This is a genomic window from Pedobacter sp. ASV28 (genome assembly GCF_016428855.1).
Taxonomy (GTDB): Bacteria; Bacteroidota; Bacteroidia; order Sphingobacteriales; family Sphingobacteriaceae; genus Pedobacter.
Window position 1 is genome coordinate 19355 of sequence record NZ_JAELTN010000043.1, and the last position, 23180, is coordinate 42534.

15 protein-coding genes and 1 pseudogene are annotated in these 23180 nt (G+C 40.0%); 2 read left to right on the top strand and 14 right to left on the bottom strand.

The window, feature by feature from the left end; all coding sequences use genetic code 11:
- The first annotated feature begins 76 nt into the window (after positions 1–76).
- Positions 77–1423, top strand: a complete 1347-nt coding sequence (locus JHD79_RS15580; protein WP_199120226.1) for a DUF58 domain-containing protein — start codon at positions 77–79, stop codon at positions 1421–1423.
- A 7-nt stretch (positions 1424–1430) separates the two neighbouring features.
- Positions 1431–2342 carry an AEC family transporter gene (locus tag JHD79_RS15585; RefSeq protein ID WP_199120227.1) on the top strand — a complete coding sequence of 304 codons (912 nt, stop codon included), beginning with the start codon at positions 1431–1433 and terminating at the stop codon, positions 2340–2342.
- A gap of 552 nt (positions 2343–2894) precedes the next feature.
- Here the strand turns inward: JHD79_RS15585 and JHD79_RS15590 are convergent.
- The 14 genes and pseudogenes from JHD79_RS15590 to JHD79_RS15655 form a co-directional block, all read right to left on the bottom strand.
- The gene (locus JHD79_RS15590) at positions 2895–4196 is read right to left on the bottom strand and encodes an inorganic phosphate transporter (RefSeq protein WP_199120228.1); all 1302 of its coding nucleotides are present in this window, start codon (positions 4194–4196) and stop codon (positions 2895–2897) included.
- 8 nt (positions 4197–4204) lie between these two features.
- Positions 4205–4846, bottom strand: coding sequence for a DUF47 domain-containing protein (locus tag JHD79_RS15595; protein WP_199120229.1), 642 nt, complete (start codon positions 4844–4846; stop codon positions 4205–4207).
- Positions 4847–5031: 185 nt separating this feature from the next.
- Positions 5032–6057, bottom strand: coding sequence for a cell wall metabolism sensor histidine kinase WalK (locus tag JHD79_RS15600; RefSeq protein WP_199120230.1), 1026 nt, complete (start codon positions 6055–6057; stop codon positions 5032–5034).
- Between the two features lie 46 nt (positions 6058–6103).
- A complete protein-coding gene (locus tag JHD79_RS15605; RefSeq protein WP_199120231.1) occupies positions 6104–6859 on the bottom strand; it encodes a TIGR03915 family putative DNA repair protein in 756 nt (251 codons plus the stop codon).
- 66 nt (positions 6860–6925) lie between these two features.
- Positions 6926–8182, bottom strand: coding sequence for a putative DNA modification/repair radical SAM protein (locus tag JHD79_RS15610; RefSeq protein WP_199120232.1), 1257 nt, complete (start codon positions 8180–8182; stop codon positions 6926–6928).
- A gap of 240 nt (positions 8183–8422) precedes the next feature.
- Complete coding sequence (locus JHD79_RS15615; RefSeq protein ID WP_199120233.1) at positions 8423–10003, bottom strand: T9SS type A sorting domain-containing protein; 1581 nt, start codon at positions 10001–10003, stop codon at positions 8423–8425.
- Positions 10004–10072: 69 nt separating this feature from the next.
- Complete coding sequence (locus tag JHD79_RS15620) at positions 10073–10945, bottom strand: glycosyl hydrolase (RefSeq protein WP_199120234.1); 873 nt, start codon at positions 10943–10945, stop codon at positions 10073–10075.
- A 20-nt stretch (positions 10946–10965) separates the two neighbouring features.
- Complete coding sequence (locus tag JHD79_RS15625) at positions 10966–13779, bottom strand: hypothetical protein (RefSeq protein ID WP_199120235.1); 2814 nt, start codon at positions 13777–13779, stop codon at positions 10966–10968.
- A gap of 18 nt (positions 13780–13797) precedes the next feature.
- Complete coding sequence (locus tag JHD79_RS15630) at positions 13798–14709, bottom strand: hypothetical protein (protein ID WP_199120236.1); 912 nt, start codon at positions 14707–14709, stop codon at positions 13798–13800.
- A gap of 12 nt (positions 14710–14721) precedes the next feature.
- Positions 14722–16284, bottom strand: a complete 1563-nt coding sequence (locus tag JHD79_RS15635; RefSeq protein ID WP_199120237.1) for a RagB/SusD family nutrient uptake outer membrane protein — start codon at positions 16282–16284, stop codon at positions 14722–14724.
- A 16-nt stretch (positions 16285–16300) separates the two neighbouring features.
- Positions 16301–19345 carry a TonB-dependent receptor gene (locus JHD79_RS15640; protein WP_199120238.1) on the bottom strand — a complete coding sequence of 1015 codons (3045 nt, stop codon included), beginning with the start codon at positions 19343–19345 and terminating at the stop codon, positions 16301–16303.
- Between the two features lie 9 nt (positions 19346–19354).
- Positions 19355–20590 (bottom strand): glycoside hydrolase family 5 protein, encoded by a 1236-nt coding sequence (locus JHD79_RS15645; protein ID WP_199120239.1) that lies wholly within the window; start codon positions 20588–20590, stop codon positions 19355–19357.
- Between the two features lie 6 nt (positions 20591–20596).
- Positions 20597–22444, bottom strand: a complete 1848-nt coding sequence (locus JHD79_RS15650) for a glycoside hydrolase family 2 protein (protein ID WP_233164737.1) — start codon at positions 22442–22444, stop codon at positions 20597–20599.
- 258 nt (positions 22445–22702) lie between these two features.
- Positions 22703–23180: pseudogene (locus tag JHD79_RS15655) on the bottom strand (chromosome partitioning protein ParA); the annotation flags it as partial.

Here is a 23180-nt window from a genome sequence, read left to right on the forward strand (position 1 = left end):
TGCCTAGGCGATATCGCGATCCCCATTTTTGAGGGGCAGGGGAGGAAAATAATGGTAAAGGCGGCAATAACAAATAATGAAAGAACTCTTTAAAAAATTCTATACCAATCTGTTCCTAGAGAATAGACTTTTCATTGCCTTGGGCCTTTGCTCGGCCCTGTTTCTTTTTGCCTTCTTTTTGCCTGTTCTCGGCGATTTGCCGTATCTCCTCTTTTTTGCCCTATTATTATTGGTAATTATTGATATTTATTTGCTTTTCAGTTCTAGGAAAGGTGTTTTTTTAAGGAGGGATGTGCCAGAACGATTGAGCAACGGCGATGATAACGAGCTTAAAATCTACCTAGAGAATTTTTATCCTTTTCAAGTTTCTGTTGGTATTATTGATGAGATTCCTTTTCAGTTTCAAAAACGTGACCTGTGGTTTAAGGCCCATTTAAAGGTAAGAGAGCAAAAAGTGATCAGTTATTTGCTGCGGCCTACCAAAAGGGGAGCCTATGAATTTGGTCTGATCAGGTTATTTGTCAGTTCGCCGCTCGGCTTGGTCAGTAGGCGGTTTAATGTGGCAGGCGAAAATACAGTTCCTGTTTACCCTTCCTTCCTTAAATTAAGACAATATGAACTGATGGCCATATCCAACCGTTTGATGGATGTAGGTATAAAAAAGATAAGAAGGGTAGGCCATAGTATGGAATTTGATCAGGTGAAAAACTATGTGGCTGGTGATGATATCAGAACCATAAATTGGAAAGCAACTGCCCGACGAAATGACTTGATGGTCAACTCCTATACGGAAGAAAAATCGCAACATATTTATTGTGTGATCGATAAGTCAAGGGCCATGAAAATGCCGTTCGATGGATTAAGTTTGCTTGATTATGCCATTAATGCCAGCCTGATATTATCGAGTGTGGCCCTGGTAAAGCAAGATAAGGCAGGTCTGATCACCGTTGCCGAAAAGACCAAAAAGATAGTGCCTGCAGACCGCAAGTCTACGCAACTCCAAAAGATTATGGAGGTGTTGTATAATGAAAAAACAAGGTATCTAGAAACAGATATGGAAGCTTTATATGTAAGTATAAGAAGCGCCTTAAAGCAGCGTAGTTTGGTTGTTTTTTTTACAAATTTTGAGAGCATGTCTGCCTTGGAACGACAATTGCCTTATCTGAAGCGTATAGCCAAATTCCATTTGCTATTGGTTGTGTTTTTTGAGAATACTACACTAAGGACTCTTAGTGAGGAAGGGGCAAAGGATGTAGAGGGGATCTATATTAAAACCATAGCCGAGAAATTTGCCTATGAAAAACGCCTAATTGTAAAAGAGCTGACGAGGCACGGCATTTTAAGCCTACTTACGGCACCTCAAAATCTTACGGTAAATGTGGTAAATAGTTACCTGGCCATTAAAGCCAAGCAGCAGCTATAGATAGAAGATGTCGAACTTTTTGTTGATTGCCATTTGTATCCTGTTGGGGGTGTTTTTTCGAAAAAGCGGAAAGCTGCCCAAAGATGCGCATAAGGGAATAAATGCGTGGATCATTAATATTGCTTTACCTGCAGTATCGTTTAAATATTTGCCACATGTAGCATTTACCTCTGAATTGTTATTTCCGGCAATGGCCCCATTATTGATCTGGTGCTGTGCATGGCTGTATGTATATGTTTATACCAAATATAATCCAGTAAGTAAGGCTACGCTAGGCGGGTTGAAACTTACCACGGGATTAAGCAATACTTCCTTTGTGGGTTTTCCTTTGATTATTGCCTACTTTTCTGAAAAGGAATTGGGCATTGCCATTATAAGCGATCAGGTAAATTTTATATTATTGTCTACCATAGGTATTGTGGTGGCTATTCGTTCCTCACAAAATTATAAGCTCGAGGCCAGGGCAGTGCTTAAGAAAGTACTTTCATTCCCACCTATATGGGGCTGTGTACTGGCACTTAGTATGCCAAGATATATGGATATTAGTGCTTTAGATCCCCTATTTGATAAATTGGCAGGCACCGTTGGCCCATTGGCGCTCTTTTCTATAGGACTACAATTGAAATTTGGAGGCTGGTTTGGTGAGATGAAGCACATTAGCTTTGCATTGTTATATAAATTGCTATTAGCACCTATTATCGTCTCCCTGTTCGCCATTGTTTTAGGGTTGAAGGGAAACATTCCGAAAATTGCCATTTTTGAAGCGGCCATGCCCACCTTGCTCACATCCGGAATTATTGCAGATCAATATAACCTTAACCCTAAATTGTCGAATTTGATTATTGGGGTAGGTATTGTGATTTCTTTTTTGACCACTGCGCTGTGGTATTTTATTTTAGAACAGTCGGGATTGTTTTGAATCTGCAAAAATAGCAGGTCATTTAATGTGATTCTAGGTTAAACGAAGTGAAAAAGTACTATTTTGTTTACTAATTAATAACCCTGCCTTTGCGTAGCCTAAAATGAGATCGCTTCGTCGTACCTCCCTCGCAAAGAGGAGAACAGAAGCCGTCTTTGTGAAGAATGAAGCAATCTTAAAGTGAAACGAATGTTAGGTTCTGCAGTTAGTTGTTGGTAATCAGTCAAATAATGCTCGAACCGAGGTTTTTACAATTATTTCGTCTAAATGACAGGTGGGCCTAGTTTTTTCGTTGTTTATCTATCATTTTTTATTGTACTCAAGATTGCTATATGCAATTTCATGAAAAAAAGGATCAAAAATCACCGATGCGCCTGCCCTAAACAGGGTCGAGGATCTTAAAGCAATATTCAACGTTGAATATTACAAAGCAATGAGGTTTACTCCGTAGCACTTTTTAAGATTTTCGTTTTTCCTTAAAATCGGAATAGGCTATGTGAATGAAGGCAGAACTTTATTGGATGTTTTATTTATAGCTAACAATTGATTGCTCTACTTGATGAAAATGCTTAGGATATAATAGATAATGGCGGCTAATGCAGCAGATACAGGTATGGTTAATACCCATGCCCAAACCAGTTTTACGGTTACGCCCCATTTTACGGCAGATACCCCTTTGGTTAATCCAGATCCAATGATGGAACCGGTAATGGTATGTGTAGTACTTACCGGAATTTTTAAATGCTCAGTAAAATATAAGGTTAATGCTCCCGCTGTTTCTGCAGTTACTCCTTCGAAAGGGCTCACCTTGGTAATTTTAGAGCCCATTGTTTTTACAATTTTCCATCCGCCACTTAAAGTACCCGCAGCAATGGCACTATAACAGGCCAAAGGAATCCAAGGAGGCATATGACCAGAAACTTCTGCTCCGTTGGCATCTTTATAGGGCAGTACCACATGTAGCCATGAAGGTAAGCTTTCTACCGTAACGCCAGCTTGGTGTATATAAACGACTACTGCGGCCGCTATAATACCCATTACTTTCTGGGAATCGTTACCACCATGACCTAAGCTAAACGAAGCTGAAGATAGAAGCTGCATTTTTCTTAGCCAAGCTGTAGACTGCACTTGGTTTAAGCTGCTAAAGATCAGGCAAAAAAAGCTGATGCAGAAAATAATGAAACCTACCAATAGCCATTTGATATTGTGCGATTCTAAAATCACACTTAAGAATTTGGATTCAAACCTTGGATGGGCTATTTCACTGTAAAATAGCATCTCTTTATAAATAAATATACCGGTAACAGTCATCAAAGATAAGGTGAAGATCTTAGGCCAGATACTCTTTTTGGAAGAATGAAGCAACCAAACAGAAATGAAATAAGAGACAATTGCACCAATAAACGGAGCGAGTACAATAAATCCGATAATTACCAAAACACCTGTTGGCATTTCTCCAGGTTTACCTACTTTGTACCAGTTCACTACATTTATACCGGCATGGGCAATGGCTGCCCCAGCAAAACCACCAATTAAGGTGTGTGAGGAGCTAGATGGAATGCCAAACCACCAGGTGAGCAGATTCCATATGATGGCCGCAATTACACCAGCCAAAATCACCACGAGATTGATTTCCATGGTGTTAGCTGTTTTGGCTACAGTGTCGGCTACGCCGAACCCGAAAACCCAATAAGCCAAGAAATTAAAAAAAGCAGCCCAAACAACAGCCTGGAAAGGGGTGAGTACTTTTGTAGCGACAATGGTTGCAATAGCATTGGCTGCATCATGAAACCCATTGATATAATCAAAAATTAAGGCTAAAACAATAATTACAAGAAGTAAGGTTAATGTCATGATTTGTGTTATGCGTTTTTAACCAAAATAGATTCTAAAACATTGGCGGCGTCTTCACATTTATCGGTTGCGATTTCTAATGTTTGTAAAACCTCTTTTTGTTTGATCAATTCAATAGCATTCGTTTCAAATTCAAATAAACGTGCAATAGCTAGGTTACAGGTATGATCTGCTTGATTTTCTGCGCTGTTTATTCTTACGCAGGCATCGGCAATTACCCGAATGTTTTTAAAGCTTCTCAGTTCTTTGATTGCTTTTTCAAGATCGGTACACATTTCTACCAGCAATTCGGCAAGTTTTACCATTGGCTCGCCAATATGCACCACGTTATAAAGCTCAATATTACCAGCAGAAGCATGGATATAATCGGCAATATCATCTACAGCGCTAGCTAGGGAGTGGATATCTTCCCTATCAAAGGGGGTAATGAAGTTTTTACTTAATTCAATGAAAATGGTATGGGTAATATCGTCGCCTACATGTTCAAGGCGTTCAACTTCTTTAATGGCTTCTTTTCTTTTTTCAAGATCGTCAGTGGTAACCACCACAAGTAATGCTTCTGCAATTTTCCTAACGTTGCTTCCCGCTTGTTCAAATAAAGGCTGGAATTTTTTGTCTTTAGGTGTGAAGAAGCTAAATATATTATTCATACTCGTATTTAAATATGATGCAAAAGTAAAACCGCAATGTTAAGTTAATGTTAACTTTGTTAACTATTTTAATATGCGTAAGCTTTAAAAGAAATGATTTTGTGCACGTTGTAGTTTAAAACAGGCCAAACCATTAATCAATGGTCTATTATTGTGCTGATATTTTTCTTTAAATTTTATAAGGGCTAATTGCCTTTCTGAAGGGTAAAGGCAAAGGTAGTACCGATATTGGGCGTGCTTCTTACCGAAATGGTTTGCTGGTGTGCCTCAAGGATGTGCTTTACAATAGCTAAGCCTAGTCCAGTACCGCCTTCTTTGCGTGAGCGATGCGAATCAATTCTGTAGAAGCGTTCAAATAACCTGGTCAGGTGTTTTTCCTCTATACCCATACCGTCATCGGTCACTTCTATTAAAAATTGGTCGTGCAGTTCAAAAACCTTAATGGAGGTGGAACCGTTTTCTTTACCGTACTTAATAGAATTCTGAATAAGATTAATTAATACCTGCCTAATTTTTTCTCTGTCGGCACGAACTATGGTAGGGTACGCATACTTTTCTTTGAAGATAAGCTTGGTTTTGTTGGCAAGCGCTTTATCTTCCAGTATATCTATTACTTCCTTTACCAACGGAACAAAGTCAAAACGTTGGTAGTTAATAGGCATTTCTCCGGTTTCCAACTTTGAAATCGAGTCAAGGTCTGTAATTAAATAACTCAACCTTTCTATATTATTTTCGGCCTTGTTTAAAAATTTTATGGCCATTTCGGGATCATCGGTAATACAGTCTTTTAGTGTTTCTATATAACCCTGAATGGCAAAAAGAGGCGTTTTAAATTCATGTGATACGTTCGACAAGAATTCTCTTCTAAATTGCTCCTGTTTTTTAAGCAACTCGATTTCCTTCTTTTTCGCTCCTGCCCATTCCTGTACTTCTTGTTGTACGTCATTAATGGGATCAGAGCTTACATATTCGCCCAATGCTTCTTTTAGGTCTTTTCCAAGTTTTAAATTGTGGATTTGTTTATAGATGAGCTTTATCTTGCTATAAATATATTTTTCCAATAGATAATAAAAGACCAGAAAACTTGTGCCAAAGGAAATGCCGAAAGAAATAAGCATATAATACCAGCTTCCCTGAAAATGGTAGTTCACTAAACTAATAGAGAGACCGACCGCCAAAGCCGTAATTAAAACCAATACACTAAATTTCATGTTGCTAAATTACGGCTAATAAGTTAAGATAATGTTAAATACGGTGTTATAATTTTTCAGTAAGGTACTTCCAATAGCGTTTGGGTACATGTTGGGTATGCAGTTTTGTGTTTTTACGGGCAACAATATTGGTGCTTTTGAAATAATTACGCCATAATTCGGCGTATAAGGATTCTCTCTCGTCTAAAAGTTGCTTTTCCTGTTTCTTGAGCATACTTACATCAATGCCCATCTCCACCTCTTCCACGCTTTCTAAATTGTAGAAAATGCCATAATTTCTTTTTAGGTCGTAAATGAGCCACATTTGGTCTGCATAGCGGTTTTTGAAATGGTTGATGAGTAGGGGAAGCACATTATAATCGGGGTCTATACCGCAGTAAAATATTTCATCAGCCGTTTTTTGGAATCTAATAAAGGCCTCCATTCTATGTTTTTCTCTTTCTACTTTTCTACTGGTTTGTGCAATGTGCAATACCTGTGCATTGCCGTAGTTTTTTTCGGCACCAGCTGGATGGCTGAAAATATAGATCGCAAAGCGAAAAATATCATGATAAACTTCATCGATTTCCGATAGATAGGCCGTGTATAATCTGCGCATCCAAGTGCTATCCAACTTTTTTGCAAGCCCTTTCCAAACCCTATCAGCCTTTTCCCTTTGGGTGATAATTTGCAGAGCAGGAGTAAAGACATCGGGTTGATACCTTTTTACTGTAACTAGGCTTACTTCTCCGGGCTTTCTTTCAAACCATTCAAAAACAGCAGAGAACAATCCTTCTAAACTTCCGTCGAAAATGTAGATCATGGTTTGGTGAGCTTTTTTAATGGTCGTAAAGTTCTAAAGTTGTAAGGTTGGGAACTGCAAACTGATTTAAAAAAGCAATAATTGGTTGTTTGCCGTTTTTAAATATTTACTCTGGCTCTCGGCCAAAATAAACCCTTTAATTTGGTGCGCTTGAAAATCATTGAGCTGATAAGGTGTATCTGCGCAAGTGATGAAATGCTTGGCCCGGTTATAGGCTATTCCAATTTTTTTAAGCTGATGTATATAGAGCTTGCCAAATTTACGGGCCTGTACAATCTTTTGGGCAGAACCAATCCCAATGCCGGGAATGCGCAAGATCATCTGGTAATCGGCAGTGTTAGTATCAATAGGGAAGTGGTGCAGGTTCCTCAAGGCCCAGCTCAACTTCGGATCTATGTCGGTGTCCAAATGGGGATTGGCATCATTTAATAATTCATTTACCTTAAAGCCATAAAAGCGCATGAGCCAATCCGTTTGGTAAAGCCTGTTTTCTCGTAATAGGGGAGGCTGCGTGCCCAATATTGGCATACGGCTGTCATTGCTAATAGGGATATAGCCGGAGTAATAAACCCGTTTCAGGGAAAAGTTCTGGTAAAAGGCTGCTGCGGTGTGCATAATTTCCTTATCAGTTTCTGCGGTTGCACCAATCACCATTTGAGTGCTTTGGCCTGCAGGCACAAATTTGGGAACACTTTTAATAAGTTTCTTTTCTTCGTTAAATTGTATGATCTGGTTTCTTACAAAATTTAAGGGTTTTACTACGTCCTTGTGGCTTTTTTCTGGAGCGAGTAGTTTTAAGCCTACTTCCGTAGGCATTTCCAGATTGATGCTCATTCGGTCAACATAAAGTCCAGCCTCGGTCATCAATTCATCACTGGCACCAGGAATGGTTTTTAAGTGTATGTAACCATTATAGTTTTCCTCGAGCCTGAGCTTTTTTACCACACGAACTAGCCTTTCCATAGTGAAATCGGCATTTTTGAAAATACCTGAGCTTAGAAATAAACCTTCAATATAATTTCTGCGATAGAAGTTCATGGTCAATTCTACCACCTCATCAACGGTAAAGGCTGCACGTTCAATGTCATTGCTTCGCCTGGATACGCAATAGGCGCAATCGAAAATGCAATGATTAGTGAGTAGAATCTTTAGTAGGGAAACACACCGGCCATCTTCGGTATAGGTATGGCATATGCCTGATTGATGGCCATTTCCAACTCCTTTATTGGTGTTTTTTCTGTCGCTTCCGCTAGAAGAACAGGAAACGTCATATTTGGCAGCATCAGCCAGTATGTTTAGTTTGTCTCTTAACCGATCAGACATATTTAGCTATTTTACTAACAAATGTAGTAAAATAGCTAAATATTTTAGTTTTTATTTTTTGGTCAGTTAGAAACTCGTTTAACGTTCAATGAATAAAAATACCTAAACAGTTGGAGGTACCCATAGTTGAGTGGTTAAGGTTTGGCAAGCTCACCAAACCCTAACTGCCAAAATTTTTTCCATTTCAAATAGCGGCTAAGTTACTTTAAATGGAATATGCTGCCGAAATTTTTAGGGTAGCTACTTTTTTATAAAGGTTTGGTTGGATGAGTCGATATTCAATATATAGGTGCCGCTCTTAAGCGGGGCTAAATCAATATTTACATAAGTAGCATAAGGGGCAATAGTTCCTGTTTTTACAGGCTTTCCATCAAGGGTATAGACTATAAATGCCCTTTTTTTCTCAGATGTAGCCAAATTTATCGAAATATGGTCTTGGGCTGGATTAGGATATAAATTTACAATGGCTGAGGCTTTAATTGTTACGACATCGCTTAATGCAATGGTACCATCGTTGTCGATAATTTTTAGCCTATAATAATAGGTGGCAGGTAGTAGGGCAAGGTCTTCTGATTGATAGTTGTGTACACCACCTGTATTTTTGGGCTGTATGGTCTTAATGGGACTGAAGTTTTTGCCGTCAACACTTCTTTCTAGAACAAAGCTATTAACGTTAACTTCGTTACTGGTCTGCCAGTTAAACTTTGCCGCATTAAAAGAGGATTTACCTGCAAAAGATATCAGATTTAAGGGTAAAGCGCTATCATATGGAGAAAATGCAACACTTCTGAAAACGTAGTTTGCGCCTGCACTGGCCAAAGTTGTTTTGGTGGTTAATGCGGTATTAAATGTAGTGCGTGTATTTTCGTCCAGTATGGATACGATATCGTTGTTTGCGCCAGCATTGCTTACGGTAAACAATTCAACATATCCTTGACTGTTTTTTCTGGCTGTTAATCCATAGAAAGGAACGGTGCTTGTCAATTTGCCTATATATTCCCAAGTGGAAGTGGCCGTATTATATGCCATTTTAACAATTCCTGGAGAAGCTACTGTTTGATCTACTATATAAAGGACATCATTTCCGTCAATGGCATTGCTTATGGCATTGTCCATATCGAGCATGGCAAATCCGTAACCACTTTGTACGGTACTATTGGAAGTACCAGCTAACGCTGTACCATTATTGGTGGTGGCATCTGTTTGTGGAGTGCCAAAACTTAATATGGTTGCTGGATTGGTACCGCTTAAAGTATACAATTGATTTCCTATAACACTGATGTATCTTGAGCCAGTTGTGGTAAACCGTGATGTGCCTGTAGCTCCCCATGCCACATAGGCGGTGCCTTGATTGGTGGTAAACCATAAAGCACTCCCATTAGCGCTTGTGGTAGCGCGGATAAAGCCGCTAAAGAAATTGCCGTTTATCGTAAATAAATCTACATTTCCCAACACGTTGACCCTTGCAAAACTTTTATTGTCAGGACCGGTGTCATTATCAAAAAGTGCAACATCGGCACCGCCAATTACAATATATCTGCCATCTGATGAGAGTGATATGCCACCCTCGTTTGAACCAGCGGCAGGATTGCCATTGATTAAAAGACGTTGGCCTGTTGTGGTAGAAGGAATATCTACTGTTTTTGTAACGGCCTTTGTAACGGGGTTGATTTCCACGATAGAGACCGGGAGGGCGCCAGAAGCAAGGGAATTAACGCCATTCCCAAGCCTTGATACCACAATGTTTCCTTTGGTAAAATTTTGGGCAAGTAGCTGTTGAGCCGCCAAAACAATGATCAGTAGGGTAAAAATTCTTTTCATAATAATTTTTTTATTAGCGTTAATAAAGGATGGATAAAAGTGCTCTGGTATTTTAAACCTTTAAGTATTTTATCTTTTTATTTCTGTATTGGGTTTATAGTCTGCATACCATTGGCCCAGTTTGGTCAGGTTGCCATTGGCGTCTATTAAAGCAGACGGCCAAAGGCGGGCACTGGTGGGCGAGCCTGAAAACCACGAATAGCGCTGTACAAAACTCAAAGCTTCCAACTTTGGTAATAGCCGCTGCATAAATGCAAGTACCATTTCGGGGGTATAAGGGTTTTCTGCCATGGTGGTTGCCCTATCATGTACGGTAGCAAATTCAGTGATCCAAATGGGTTTGTGGTATTTGTCGTATAAATCTTGAAGTATTTTTACGAAGTGATTTTCATCTGTACCTACATACATGTGTACACAGATGAAATCTACCCGTTTTCCTTGGGCAATGGCCTGATCCATAAAATCATAGATCCATTGATTTGTTGGCCAAGAGGCAGCGGGGCTACCTAAAGGTAGCCCAATGCTTTCTAGTTGTGGCCATAGGTTTAAGGCTTCCTGAACACTCATATTGGCTTGGTCGGCCAGGTCGGGTTCATTAAATCCCAATATATATTTCACCCTGCCTTGTGTTTTTAAAGTTTTTATTTGGGCTATATTGGCATCTGTAACCGACGATTTGCTCCAGAACATGGGCACAAACTCTGCATTTTGTGGAGCCAGCTCAAAAGGAATGGTCAGGCCCCAGGTATAAAACCAATGGCTTTGCAGATTAATGGTATTGCCCCACCATGTGCCATTTTTTGTGTTGGTGCTGAAATCGGCACCTTTTTTCCCCTTTACTTCGTATTGAAGTACTGTAGACTTTTTGGGAATATACTCGTTACTCTTGGCACAGCCGAAGAATACCGTACCTGCCAATAATAATATCTTGATTGTTTTCATCTGTCTAATTTTTATCATGATTAATAGGTGCCATTATATCCTACGTTTCTTAGGGTAGGATAGCCATCAGTTCCTATTTTCCAAATGGTAAAGCTGAATCCTAAAGTGGTTTCGAAAAATGCCTGGTTGGTTGATGGTGCCGTAGCTCCGTCTAAGCCTGTTGCATCTTCAACAAAAGGTACATCCCTAACAGGAATTACAATGCCCGGGCCTACATAATTCTTTTTGTTGGCACCTGTTCCATTGGCTGCTGTACCCGAAATACGGAAGACATTATTGGCATTAGGCAAGGTGTTAGAACCTTCCAAAGAAGTATTGACCACAAAGCTATTGGCAGTGTAGCCATTGTTCTGATAGGTACTTGAAATACCCGCAACTGGTAGGGCGGCAGTAGATATGGTCGCTCTAAATGTGGCATTTTTGACCACACAGTTTTCTAACTTTACTTTATTTGTACCTGCAATACCGCCAATGTTTCCGGTAGCTGGTGTTCCCGTGGCCCTAATGGTAGCTGTGGTCTGGTTAGCGCCAGCTCCTTCAACCGCACAATTGGTAATGGTAGAGCCTACTCCGGCAATACCGCCAACAGAGAAACCGCAAGCGATGGTTCCATCGAAAAGACATTGGTCAATTGGTACGATGCCTGCATTTTGGTCTGCCCCAAAAATACCACCAACTCCATTAACATTGGCCATTACGCCTGCTGTGGCCGAAATATTTACCGACGATTTGCAGTTTTTCACCATGCCACCGCCAATAGCTGTTCCTTCGGCACGGGCCAATATACCGGCAATACGGTTTTTGGAACCATTTATTTCTATGCCTCCTGTTACGGTTGAAAATGATATTTCGGCCAGGCCAGATGCCGGCGTGGTAAGTCTGCCGACTAAACCACCTACCATTCCACAGGAAGCCTTGATGTTAAGGTTGGTATAAATCTGGGTTACTTTTGCCGTGCCCGACATTTCGCCCACTATGCCGCCCAATATATCACCGGTATTGGTAGAATTAATGTCGCCGGTAATTTTGATGTTTTGTAGTGTACCGCTTGTCAATCTACCTGCCAACGTACCAAAAGCCTGTGTGGCGGTACAGTTTACATTTAAAAATTGGATATTTTTGATAAGGCCTGTTACGGTTGAAAATAAACCTTCGTTTGCAGTGGTACTATTTATGGTCAGGCCACTAATTTTATGATCGGCACCTTCGAGCGTTCCCGAAAAATTGGCTATCGGTTTCCAAAGTTTCGTTAAGGTGAAATCGGCTATTACTTTATAATTTTTGTCGCTTGCTTGTGCTATGGCAATCAGGCCGTCTTCAGTTGAGATGAGGTATGGATTTCCTATTGATCCATCTCCTCCGTCAAATGCAGAGCCTTCTTGTTTGGCATATACCTTGATGGTTTTGCCTAGGGATACATTTCCCTTTTTTAGGTTTAATACCACATCTCCAGAAATAAACCCAGCCGCAGGCGTGAATGTTACCTTTTGCTGACCAGCGACAGGTACTGCAGTTAAATTACTTGGGCTAGACTTTACTTCTATAGTACCATCGGCAGGATTGAAACTAAAATTACTTGTGGTTACAGCGGTAACACCATAAATGCTTATTGGAAAAGTGGTAGGTGTGCTTAGCAGCACATTGCCATTTTGTGCTGCACCCGAATTGGTGTTGGCCGCAAAATTCGCTACGTAATTATCTCCAGATATCGCAACGGCAGTTACGTCGCTATTCGTCACGGTTCCAAAATTGTTTGCTGTAATTCCGGCAACATATTGCTTGCCTATCAACGTTCCAGATGCCTTTATGTTATCAATTGCCCCCTTATTGGTTACTGCAATTAGCGCAACATTATTCTGCGCCGTAAAAGTAACATTGGCCAATTCCAGATTTTTTACCGTTGCAGTAGTACCCAATTCATTAAATAACGCTTTATTATCTGATGTTGGGCTATTAATGACGACGCTGGTAATCTTTTTGCCATTGCCATCCAATGTGCCTGAGAATATGCCCGCAATGGTGGTAAATGTACTGCCAGAGATATCATTAGCCAGTTTGTAATGGCTGGTTAAGCCATAACGTATTTTACTAAGCCTTGCAAAATCACTTATTTCGTAAGGTTTGGCAGCGGTTCCATCTCCGTTGGAGAAAGCTGTTACCTTTATGGTTTTGACCATTTCTGGAACCTGTAAAAACTTGGCTTTAACTGTAATTTCTCCTGCAATAAACTCCTCTGATGCCACCAGCTTTAATAATCTCCTATCGGCATCTATGTTTTCGATACTTGCCGTTAACCCAGTGGGAACGGTAATTTCAAAAGCGGTAGATCTGGGATACACCTTAAATTCTCTTGAGATTTCTCCTATGGCATTGAAAAGAGGATCTTCAGATAGATCTATAGAAATACTGGATACATTTGGTTGATCTACATAAAACTTTGTGCTACAGATGTGGCTCTGGCCGTCTATGTTTACTTTTAATATGAGGTTAAATGTTCCTTCGTATTTGGGTGTTCCTTTTACAGGTATATCTACCGATGTACCGCTCAATTTAATTCTGGTCTCATCAATATAAATGCCATTAACTTCTGCCGCGCTGATTATCGCTTCGCTATTTTTTGGTGGATTGACAAACACCATATTAAATTTATTAGCTTCGCTAAGGGGCATATTTTCTACTACGTTCCCTGTAAGTTTGGACTTTTCATTGTAAATCTGGAACCTGTCATCCGATACAGAATAGTATCTGTCATTGTCCTTTTTACAACTTCCTATCAATAGCAGCAGTAAGCAGGCCAGTGTAGGAAAATTTCTTATAAAAGATCTACTTTTCATAAAGTTGTTATTTATTGGTTATGGGCGTACGTAACCTTTTCTAATTAGGGTGTATTGATCTCTCCATAAAGCGTTAGCTCTTGATTGTGGAGCAGTTTCATAATGGGTCACTATCATTTCGTTTTCGTTGATAGTGGTAATTTCATACTCAATTACATTCGATACGCCTCTGTAAAAGAAGAAAAAAGCCCCACCTTTCAGCTGTAGGTAATGTTTACCATTTCTGATTTCCATTTCCCAATGTTGTATAGGGTCTTTGGGGCTGTAGTTGATGATCAAATCACCACCGTCTGCTGCAAAAGTGCTTGCGGTACCCCAATTGGCATTCAGTTCCTTTAACCTGAACTGTGTAATCCCATCTATAGTACCACCATGACAATAGGAAGAACCATTATTTTTATACAAACATTCTTTGTTGGCCAGTTTAAAGGTGAGCTCATCATCGTAAACCCCTTTATCTTTCTTGGCCAGGCGGTTCCATGGTGTTGTAGATCCATTGTTGATCAGTTTTACGTGTCCATCTGTTAGCGAATCCAAAACCCATATTTTTCCATCGGGGGTATTTACTCCTCCTGTTAAGAAGCCGTACACCGGATCTAAATCTAAGTTGTCGTTTTTGAAAGTTACCAACACAGATTTTTCTACAATTTTTATCCCATTAAAGACCGATAACGTTACCTTGTATTCTCCTTTAAAAGGATATTTGCCAAGAACAGTGTCGCCAATGGCCTCAACACTATTGCCCAAGTTCCATTTCGCCTTTGCCGTATTGCCTATTTGTCCATTGATAAATCGATAGACATTGGGTGTTTCCGTTTCCTGGATAATGATATTAATATCGCTTTCTGGAATTGGGGATTCCAGACTGATGTTTTTCTTACAGGCCATAGCTGTCAAAAACACTAGCATTATAAAAAATAAATTCTTCATATCTTCTTTGATTTAGAAATAACCTTTGTTTTGATTCAATACGTATTTGGTATTAATGATCTCTTCCTGTGGAATTGGAAACAGGCCATCGGCATTTTTATTGAATTTACTGATGAAAGGTTCGCCCCTGTTAATGTCTATTTTAGATTGGGCATAATCTAATCCCCTTCTCATCAAATCCCAATACCTTACACCTTCCAAAGCCAACTCTAGCTCTCTTTCTCTATAGATTACATCTAAGGTTACCGCAGGGGGAATGTAGCCAGCAGCATGGGCTCGTTTGGTTACCTTTTCAAAATAGCTTTGGGCTTTGCCCGAACTTCCACCATGTAGGAGTTGCAGTTCGGCTGCCATTAAAAGCACATCGGAAAAGCGAATAGTGATGAAGTGATTAGGGAAATTTAATCTGAAATCGCCCCTTGTACTCTGGTTTGCTTTTAGGGCGAGCCATTTTTTAGGAAAGATATCGGTATTCTGATAGCCTGGGGTAAAAGAAACGGACTGGTTTCTTGGCAATAGGAAAGTAGCGTCCTTTCTTAAATCATCATTTGGAAAAGTGTTGTAAAATTCAGCATCTATAGGCGCAAAAGACCAGCCCGCCGAATATGGGGAAGCCGAATTTGGATCTCTCATTGACCAGAGCATTACGGCTAGATTTCCGTTGGCTTCTTCTCGGTAGCTAAAATTTCCGCTATTGGCCTTTGAAGAATATTGAATTTCAAATACCGCCTCCCTGCTATTGTGGTTAAATGGAGCCTCGCTTATGAATACATCAGAAAATTTTGGCAATAGATCATGTCCACTGTTATTGATGATTTCTTCCGAAATGTTTAAAATCTGCTGCGATGATACATTTGGCATTTCGGTTTTTTTATAATAACCGGTATAATATAGCCAAACACGCATTAAGAGCCCCCTCGCGGCATCAGAAGTTACTCTTCCATACTCATCGGGTGGAGTATTCTTGTACCTTGGCAGTACATTAATGGCATTAAGCAAATCATCGCCAATTTGTTTGTAAACATCTTCTGGCGAAGCTTGTTTCTGATTGTATTCTGATGGCGCCAGCACTTTTAAAATTAGTGGTACATTGCCAAAAAGGCGAACCAAATCAAAATAGTAATAGGCCCGCAGAAATTTGGCTTCGGCAGCATATCTTTCTCTTACCATTGCATCATCAAAAGTGGCAGCAGGTAATTTTTCTAACAAGATGTTGGTTCTGTAAATACCCGAGTAGTATTTATACCATAGCGCTTTTGGGGTTAAATCGTCGGTACGCATTGCACCTCTGTCTACCCTTTGTAAAGAGGGCAAGTCTGTTGCCGATGCCCCTCCTGTAAAACACTTGTCGCCCAGTACTTCGCTAATCAATTGAAAAGGTGCATTTTGGTTTTGTGGTGCATCCCAAAGCAGTACATTATAAGCGGAAGCAAGACCTTGTAGGCAGTCTTTCTGGTCGCGGTAAAAGTTAGATTCCGTATCCGAAGTAATTGGTTCTAAATCTATGTTTTTGTTGCAAGCTCCCAGGCCAACAGCAAGTAGGAGCAGTGTTAATCTAATATATTGATATCTCATGACTTGTTTACATTAATTAAAAACCAACAGTTACTCCAGCCATAATGGTTCGAGGTTGCGGATAAACGCCTTTATCTATGCCTAAACCTAAGGCTCCGCCCGATACCTCTGGGTCAAAACCGGTGTACTTGGTCAGTACAAAAAGATTATTTCCCGTTACATATAATCTTATTTTGTCTAGCTTGGCTACCTTAAGGTTGCGGAAGGTATAACCAACCGAAGCATTACGTAATCTTAGGTACGATCCATTTTCTAAGAAGAAAGTAGATGGGTTAGCAAAGTTTCCGTTTACATCTCCGGCAGCAACTCTTGGATAGGAGTTGGTAGTGCCCTCTCCGTGCCAACGGTTAATAATTTCTACAGGGAAGTTGGCGGTAGGTAAATCCCATCGGTGTAAGCTGTTGAAAATTTGATATCCGGCTAATCCGTTAAAAAATACGTTTACATCAAAATTGCCGTAACGGGCGGTAAAGTTAAATCCGTAGTTGTATTTAGGATGTGGAGAACCAACCATAGAGCGATCGCGGCTATCAATGATCCCGTCTCCATTCAAATCTTTGTACCTGATATCACCAGGCAAAGCATTGGGCTGTATTAAACTACCGTTAGGGCCTCTGTATGCATTAATTTGCGCTTGGTTTTGGAAAATGCCGTCCATGGTGTACATCCAAAAATAACCTAAGGGAAACCCAGCTTCCATACGGGCTATGTCACCTAGTTGATTACCTGCATTACCACCTGTAAGGTAGCCATTGGTATTGCCCACATGGGTTACTTTGTTATGGTTATAGGCACCGTTGATGTTGGCTTCGATATATAGTTTTCCAAAATCTTTTTGGTAGCCTAAAGAAAGTTCAACACCTTGATTTCTTACATTTCCGGCATTGCCAGACGGCGCCCCATTACCTACATATAACGGAATAGGAATTCGCAACAAAAGGTCTTTGGTTGCTTTTCGGTATAGATCTAAAGTTATCCTGAAATTCTTAAATAACTCTGCATCCACCCCAATGTTGGCCTGTTCAGAAGTTTCCCATTTTAGATCAGGATTAGATACGCCTGCTGGCGAAGCTCCAATTTGCTGTATGTCTGAGCCGAAATAATAATTGCGGGCATAGGTGCTAATGGTAGATACGAACCCATAATCTGGAATTTGGTCGTTTCCGGTTCTGCCCCAGCTCGCTCTAACTTTTAATGAATTTACAAAGCGTATATTCTCCAAGAATTTTTCGTTGTGTACGTTCCAGCCAGCAGAGATAGATGGGAAGTAACCAAATTTGTTGTTTTTCCCAAATTTGTATGAACCATCGGCCCTAAAGGTGGCGGTCATCATGTACTTGTTGTTAAAGTCGTAAGTTGCCCTACTAAAGTAAGAGACTAATCCCGAGTGCCAAGCACCTCCAGTTGCAGTTGCGCTGGTATTATCCTTGGCCAAATCTAAATAAGCATATTCGGGATCATCATACAGTAATCCATTTTTTGATGCTGATACGTTGGTGCCTCTTCCGGTATTCAAGGTATTTCCTAATAAGACTGAAAAAGTATGTTCACTTATTTTTTTATTGTAAGTTAACGTGTTCTCCCAGTTCAAATCTCTACTTTCCGACATAGATTTACTAGTGCCCGTAGCAATGGTTTTGTTTGTTGCATTTAACTCATAGATGGGTGTATATCCTCTTGATTCGTTGTTCTGCAGTGCCAAACCTAAACTACTTTTTAATTTTAAATCCTTAATGATTTGGACTTCCCCAAAGGCATCGGCATTTATTCTGGTGTAGCCCGAAGATCCATTCGTGTAATATATCCTAGCAATGGGATTGACAATTTCCTGTGATACATAGCGAGAAATAGCGAAAGCTCCATCATCATTCATTACCGGTGTTACCGGATCCATGTTGATAGCACCTAATATGGGCCCAGAGTTACCGCTATTGGTAGCAATAGCCGCCCTTTTAACATTAGTAACGTTAAGGTTAACTCCCGTATTTAGTATGCCTTCTATTACATTTTGCTTGGTGTTGATACGTCCTGTGTACCTATCAAAATCAGATTTGCCTTTGGCCAAAGTTCCCGATTGTGAGAAGTAGGAAAACGATGAGCTATAGGTATTCTTGGTGGAGCCTCCAGAGATCGAAACCTGATGGTTTTGTATAGGCGCATTGAAATAAGAAATCTCCCGCTGCCAATCAGTTCCCTTACCCATTTTGTTGATTTCTGTTTCGGAAAAGGGAAGCGCCAAATTGGAATTGAAATGAAGCTCGTTTTGGATACGGGCATATTGTGTAGCATCCAAAACATCAATATATTTTCTAATGTTTTGAAAGCCTCTGTAATACTCATAATCCAATTTGCTTTTGCCAGCCTTGCCAGATTTGGTAGTGATAATAACTACGCCGTTTGCACCACGGGCACCATAAATAGCTGCCGAAGCTGCGTCTTTTAGTACTTCCATCGTTTCAATGTCACGCGGGTTAACCGCCTCTAAATCTCCTCTTGGAAATCCATCTACAATAAACAAAGGGTCGTTAGTCCCATTGGTGCCCACCCCTCTAATGCGGATGCTTACGCCAGAGCCAGGTTGCCCACTATTCATCATTACGGTTACCCCCGGGGTTTTCCCCTGCAATGCCTGATCTGCCCGCATTATTCCGGGAACTTCCAGATCTTTTGCGGTAATGGAAGATATGGCACCTGTTACTAAGCTTTTCTTTTGTACGCCGTAGCCTACTACAACTACCCCACTTAGGGTTTGTACATCTTTTGATAGTAGTACATTTAACTCGGTCTCATTTTTTAATGCTACTTCTTTTGCCTTCATGCCAATGGCAGAAAATGTTAACGTAGCCGATTGAGCTGCTTTGATCGTAAATTTTCCATCATTATCGGTAATGGTAGCATTGTTAGTGCCTTTTACTTTTACAACTGCTCCGGGAATGGTAGAATTATCATCAATGTCCCGCACTACCCCTTTAATGGATACTTGCTCTTGTGCATCAGCAAAATTGCACCAGAAGCACAGCACCAAAACGAGATAAGAAAATGGTGTAAATTTTATTGTCATATACTTGGTTTATTTGGTTTGAGTTTGTTGTTCGGCTTTAAGGCCCAAAGCTTTGATATATCCGGTATTTGGCAAGCAATTTTTTTGTTTGATGTTTTCTAAAAATTGGTGCAAGATTTCTTTGATCTCTGCCCTATCTATTTTGATCTCCCTGATTTCTTTAAATGAACCTCTGTTGGCCTCGGCATAATCTATAAGTGTTTGATAGTTGGCGGGAAGAGGTATAGAACTAATGTTTTTGGGATTGTCTAACTTTTTGTATGGCCAAAAATGCCATCCAATATTCTGCTTTTCCAATAGCTCACGAAACTCTTGTACCCATTCATCGGTATTTTCGCCTGTTTCTCCAATGTAAATGGGCACGTTATATTTTTCTCTAAACTCTATAAAGCGTTTAATAGAACCATAGTTGGGCTGGTCTCCGTATTTGTGGAATGTATAGACTGCTTTTTTGTCAAAAGGCGCGGAAAAAATATTAAAGTTGGTATTCCATTGCGCTCCGCCATAAAAAATGATATGGTTTTTGTCTACACTTCTAATAGCGGCCGTTAGCTCCCTATATAAGGGCTCGATCAATGGATTTAGTGTTTTAGAATCGAAATAATGGGCAACAGGTTCATTCAATAGGTCATAGCCTATGATGATGGGTTCTTTTGCATACCTTTTGGCTATCTTTGTCCAGATATCTATGGTCAACTTTTGGTTTTCCTTGTTCTCAAATAAGAAAGGATAACCGTAACTGTCATCAATGTTGTCTCCCGTTTGTCCGCCTGGTGCGCAGTGCATGTCTAAAATCACATATAGCCCCTCAGCTTTGCACCAGGAAATCACCTTGTCCAGCAATTTAAATCCTCTGGAAGCATCATTTCTTCCCATATAGTTTTCCATGGTAAATAACTTGTAGTTAAACGGAACCCTCACAGAATTGATCCCTGTGCTTTTAAGGAATTTAATGTCGTCTTGTGTAATGTAGTTTTCGAGAAAAGATTCCCAAAATTTAGCCGTTTCTGCAGGCCCAATAAGTTGGCTGAGCATATCATGGATCTGACTGGGAGCGTTTGTTTTCTTGAATTTGAACATATATCCCTCTGGAACCAACCAGTTCCCAAGGTTTGTTCCCTTTATTAAAAAGGGCTGGCCATTGCGGTCTATAATCTCTTTTCCTTTCACGCTAAAGAACTTATCTGTAGCCTGTAATGAGGTGATTGTTGTAAAAGTAAGTAGTATAAAAAGTAGCTTCTTCATCTTATGTTATTTGTATTTTTTTGCTAATTCATCGTAGTATGCTTTCAATACATAGAAAGCTTTTTTCTTTTCGCCCTTTTGGTCGAACAGGCCCTTGTTGTTCCAGCCTTGTTGATAAATGGGATTGTTTCTTCTCGGCGACCTGAAATCGGCCAATAACCATGGAGATATACCTACGAAATTAGCAGGCATTCTTTTTAACATGGCTACCTGTTCTTGGTAGTACCATTCCTGAAATTCTTCGCTCCAGAGCTGTTTGGCATCCGCATGATATCCGCCAACGGCTTCGGCGCCCGTTTCGCTTATAAACAAGGGTTTTTTGTAGTGTGTTCCCCAATTTGCCGTTCTGCAACTTTCAGGTGTTCCGCCATACCATCCCAGGTATTGGTTGAAAGAAACGACATCAACGTATGCGCCCAGCGGATCATCAATCCACCTCATGTTCTCTTCCGAATGATAGTTGACTTCTAATGCCGCCGAAACTAAGCGTGTAGGGTCTTGTTTTCTGGCTTCTTGCAATAGGTTTTTCATGAAAAGTGTTCTGGTTTCGCTTACTGGGGTTTCATTTCCAACAGACCAGATAATAATGCTGGCCCTATTTTTATCTCGGTCTATCATTTCATCGAGCTGCGTTTTTGCTTTTTCGAAAACTTCCTGGCTTTTGAAATCGATTGTCCAATAAACAGGGATTTCAGACCATACCAACAAGCCCAGTGAATCGGCTAAGCGTGTCATTTTCTCGTCGTGTGGATAATGAGCCAGACGCACCATGTTACAGCCTAGTTCTCTTGCCCAGCCCAAAAGTTTTTCGGCATCTTTTTGTGTGTTGGCACGCCTTCCCTCGTCTGGAATTTCTGAGTGGATACTAATGCCTCTAAAAAAAACGGGTTTGTTGTTCAGCAGAATTTTCTCACCCTGTACTTCTATGGTTCTAAATCCAATTTTTTCACTCACCTTATCGGCACTGGTACTTATGTTTACCTGATAAAGCTTAGGGTTTTCCAAACTCCATAGTGTAAGCTTAGGGGCATTAATTTTTACGGTTGCCCTACCTGTTGCATTGACAATGAACTTTTGGGAAATCTTTAATTCTGGTATGTCTACCACAACCTCTTGATTGGCGGTTGCATTCTTTACCTCAATCCAGCCGCTAATTGAGTTCACACCAGTATTTGGTTTCGCCAGTTGGATAAAATAATTGCTAATGAACTGGTTGGGAACTTCTACCAGGCAAACATCTCTAATTATGCCGCCATAGTTCCACCAGTCTGTATTTAAGGTAGGTATTTCATCCGCATATCTTTTGTTGTCGACTTTTACAACCAAAAAATTGTCTTTTTCTTTTAATAAGGCCGCCGGAATCTCAAAATTAAAAGGGCTAAAAGCACCTTTGTGTGCGCCTAATTTCTTTCCGTTTAGGTAAACATCTGCTTTGTAGCTTACGGCTCCAAAATACACGTATAGTTTGTTGTTCTGGTTGGACTTTTTGTAGTCGAAGCTTTTTTTGTACCAAACCGAGCCTTCGTAATAAAGGAATTTATCTGCCTGTGAGTTCCAGTCGCCCGGAACGTTTAAGGTATATTTGTCATTATAGCCATGTTCTTTTCTGTCCAAAGAATTTGCAGGCACATCAGTATTCCAATAGGCTTCAGGGTCGTCCTCGGCTCTTTCTTTATACCTGTAATCATAAAAGCCGGTCTCGTAAATATCTATAATGTATTGCCATTTGCCATTGAGGCTGGTTGTTTTTCTACCTGGAATATTGGTTAACAAATCGGCACTACTAGCCGACAGGTGCATTAGTACCAACACAGGTAATAGCCACCATCTGAAGGGTAGGTTTTGCTTCGTCAAAATCTTAGCGGTTTAAAATATTTATACTTGGTTAATTGAATAGTGAGACGAATATATTCAAATTACAAGTAGAAAAGCAAATAAAAAATTACATAACATTCTGATTATCAATTTATTAAAAATAAATTAATACGTATTAATACCATGATGGATTTTGAGCTTAAGTATTGATTTTCAATGCTTAATTAATCTTATGGAAAGGAGTGTAAAAAAAAAATAACACGCCTGAGAATTAAGGGTATTTTTTGGCTTATTTTTTTAAATCAGAGCCAGTTTGTTCCAGCCGTCTTCTCCCGCTCCCTTAAATTCCTTTTTGCGTTCCTGCATTATTGTTCTAATCTTATTGAGATTTGCCCAGCAGGTAGCTTGTCTAACGTCTAATATTTCTGCCAGCTTATAGGAGGATATTTTGCCTTTTGTAGTATAAATTATATATACCATATAGAATGCTTTATTTAAGGGTATTCGGCTATTTTGAAAAATAGTGCCATTGATTACGGATTCTTCATAATCGCAGGCAGTGCATCTTTTGCTATAGGGATGGTGTCCGGCATAAAACTCGGTATGGTTACATTTTTTACAACAAAAGCCTCTTTTTTCTTTGAGGTCATTTAAAAACTTGAAACAGGTTTCATTGTCTGGATAGATTTTAATAAACTCTTCATAGCTCAGTATTTTAGACATTACCCTGGCTTCGGTAACCTCACTTATATTTTTTTTGAGCAGTGTATTGTCA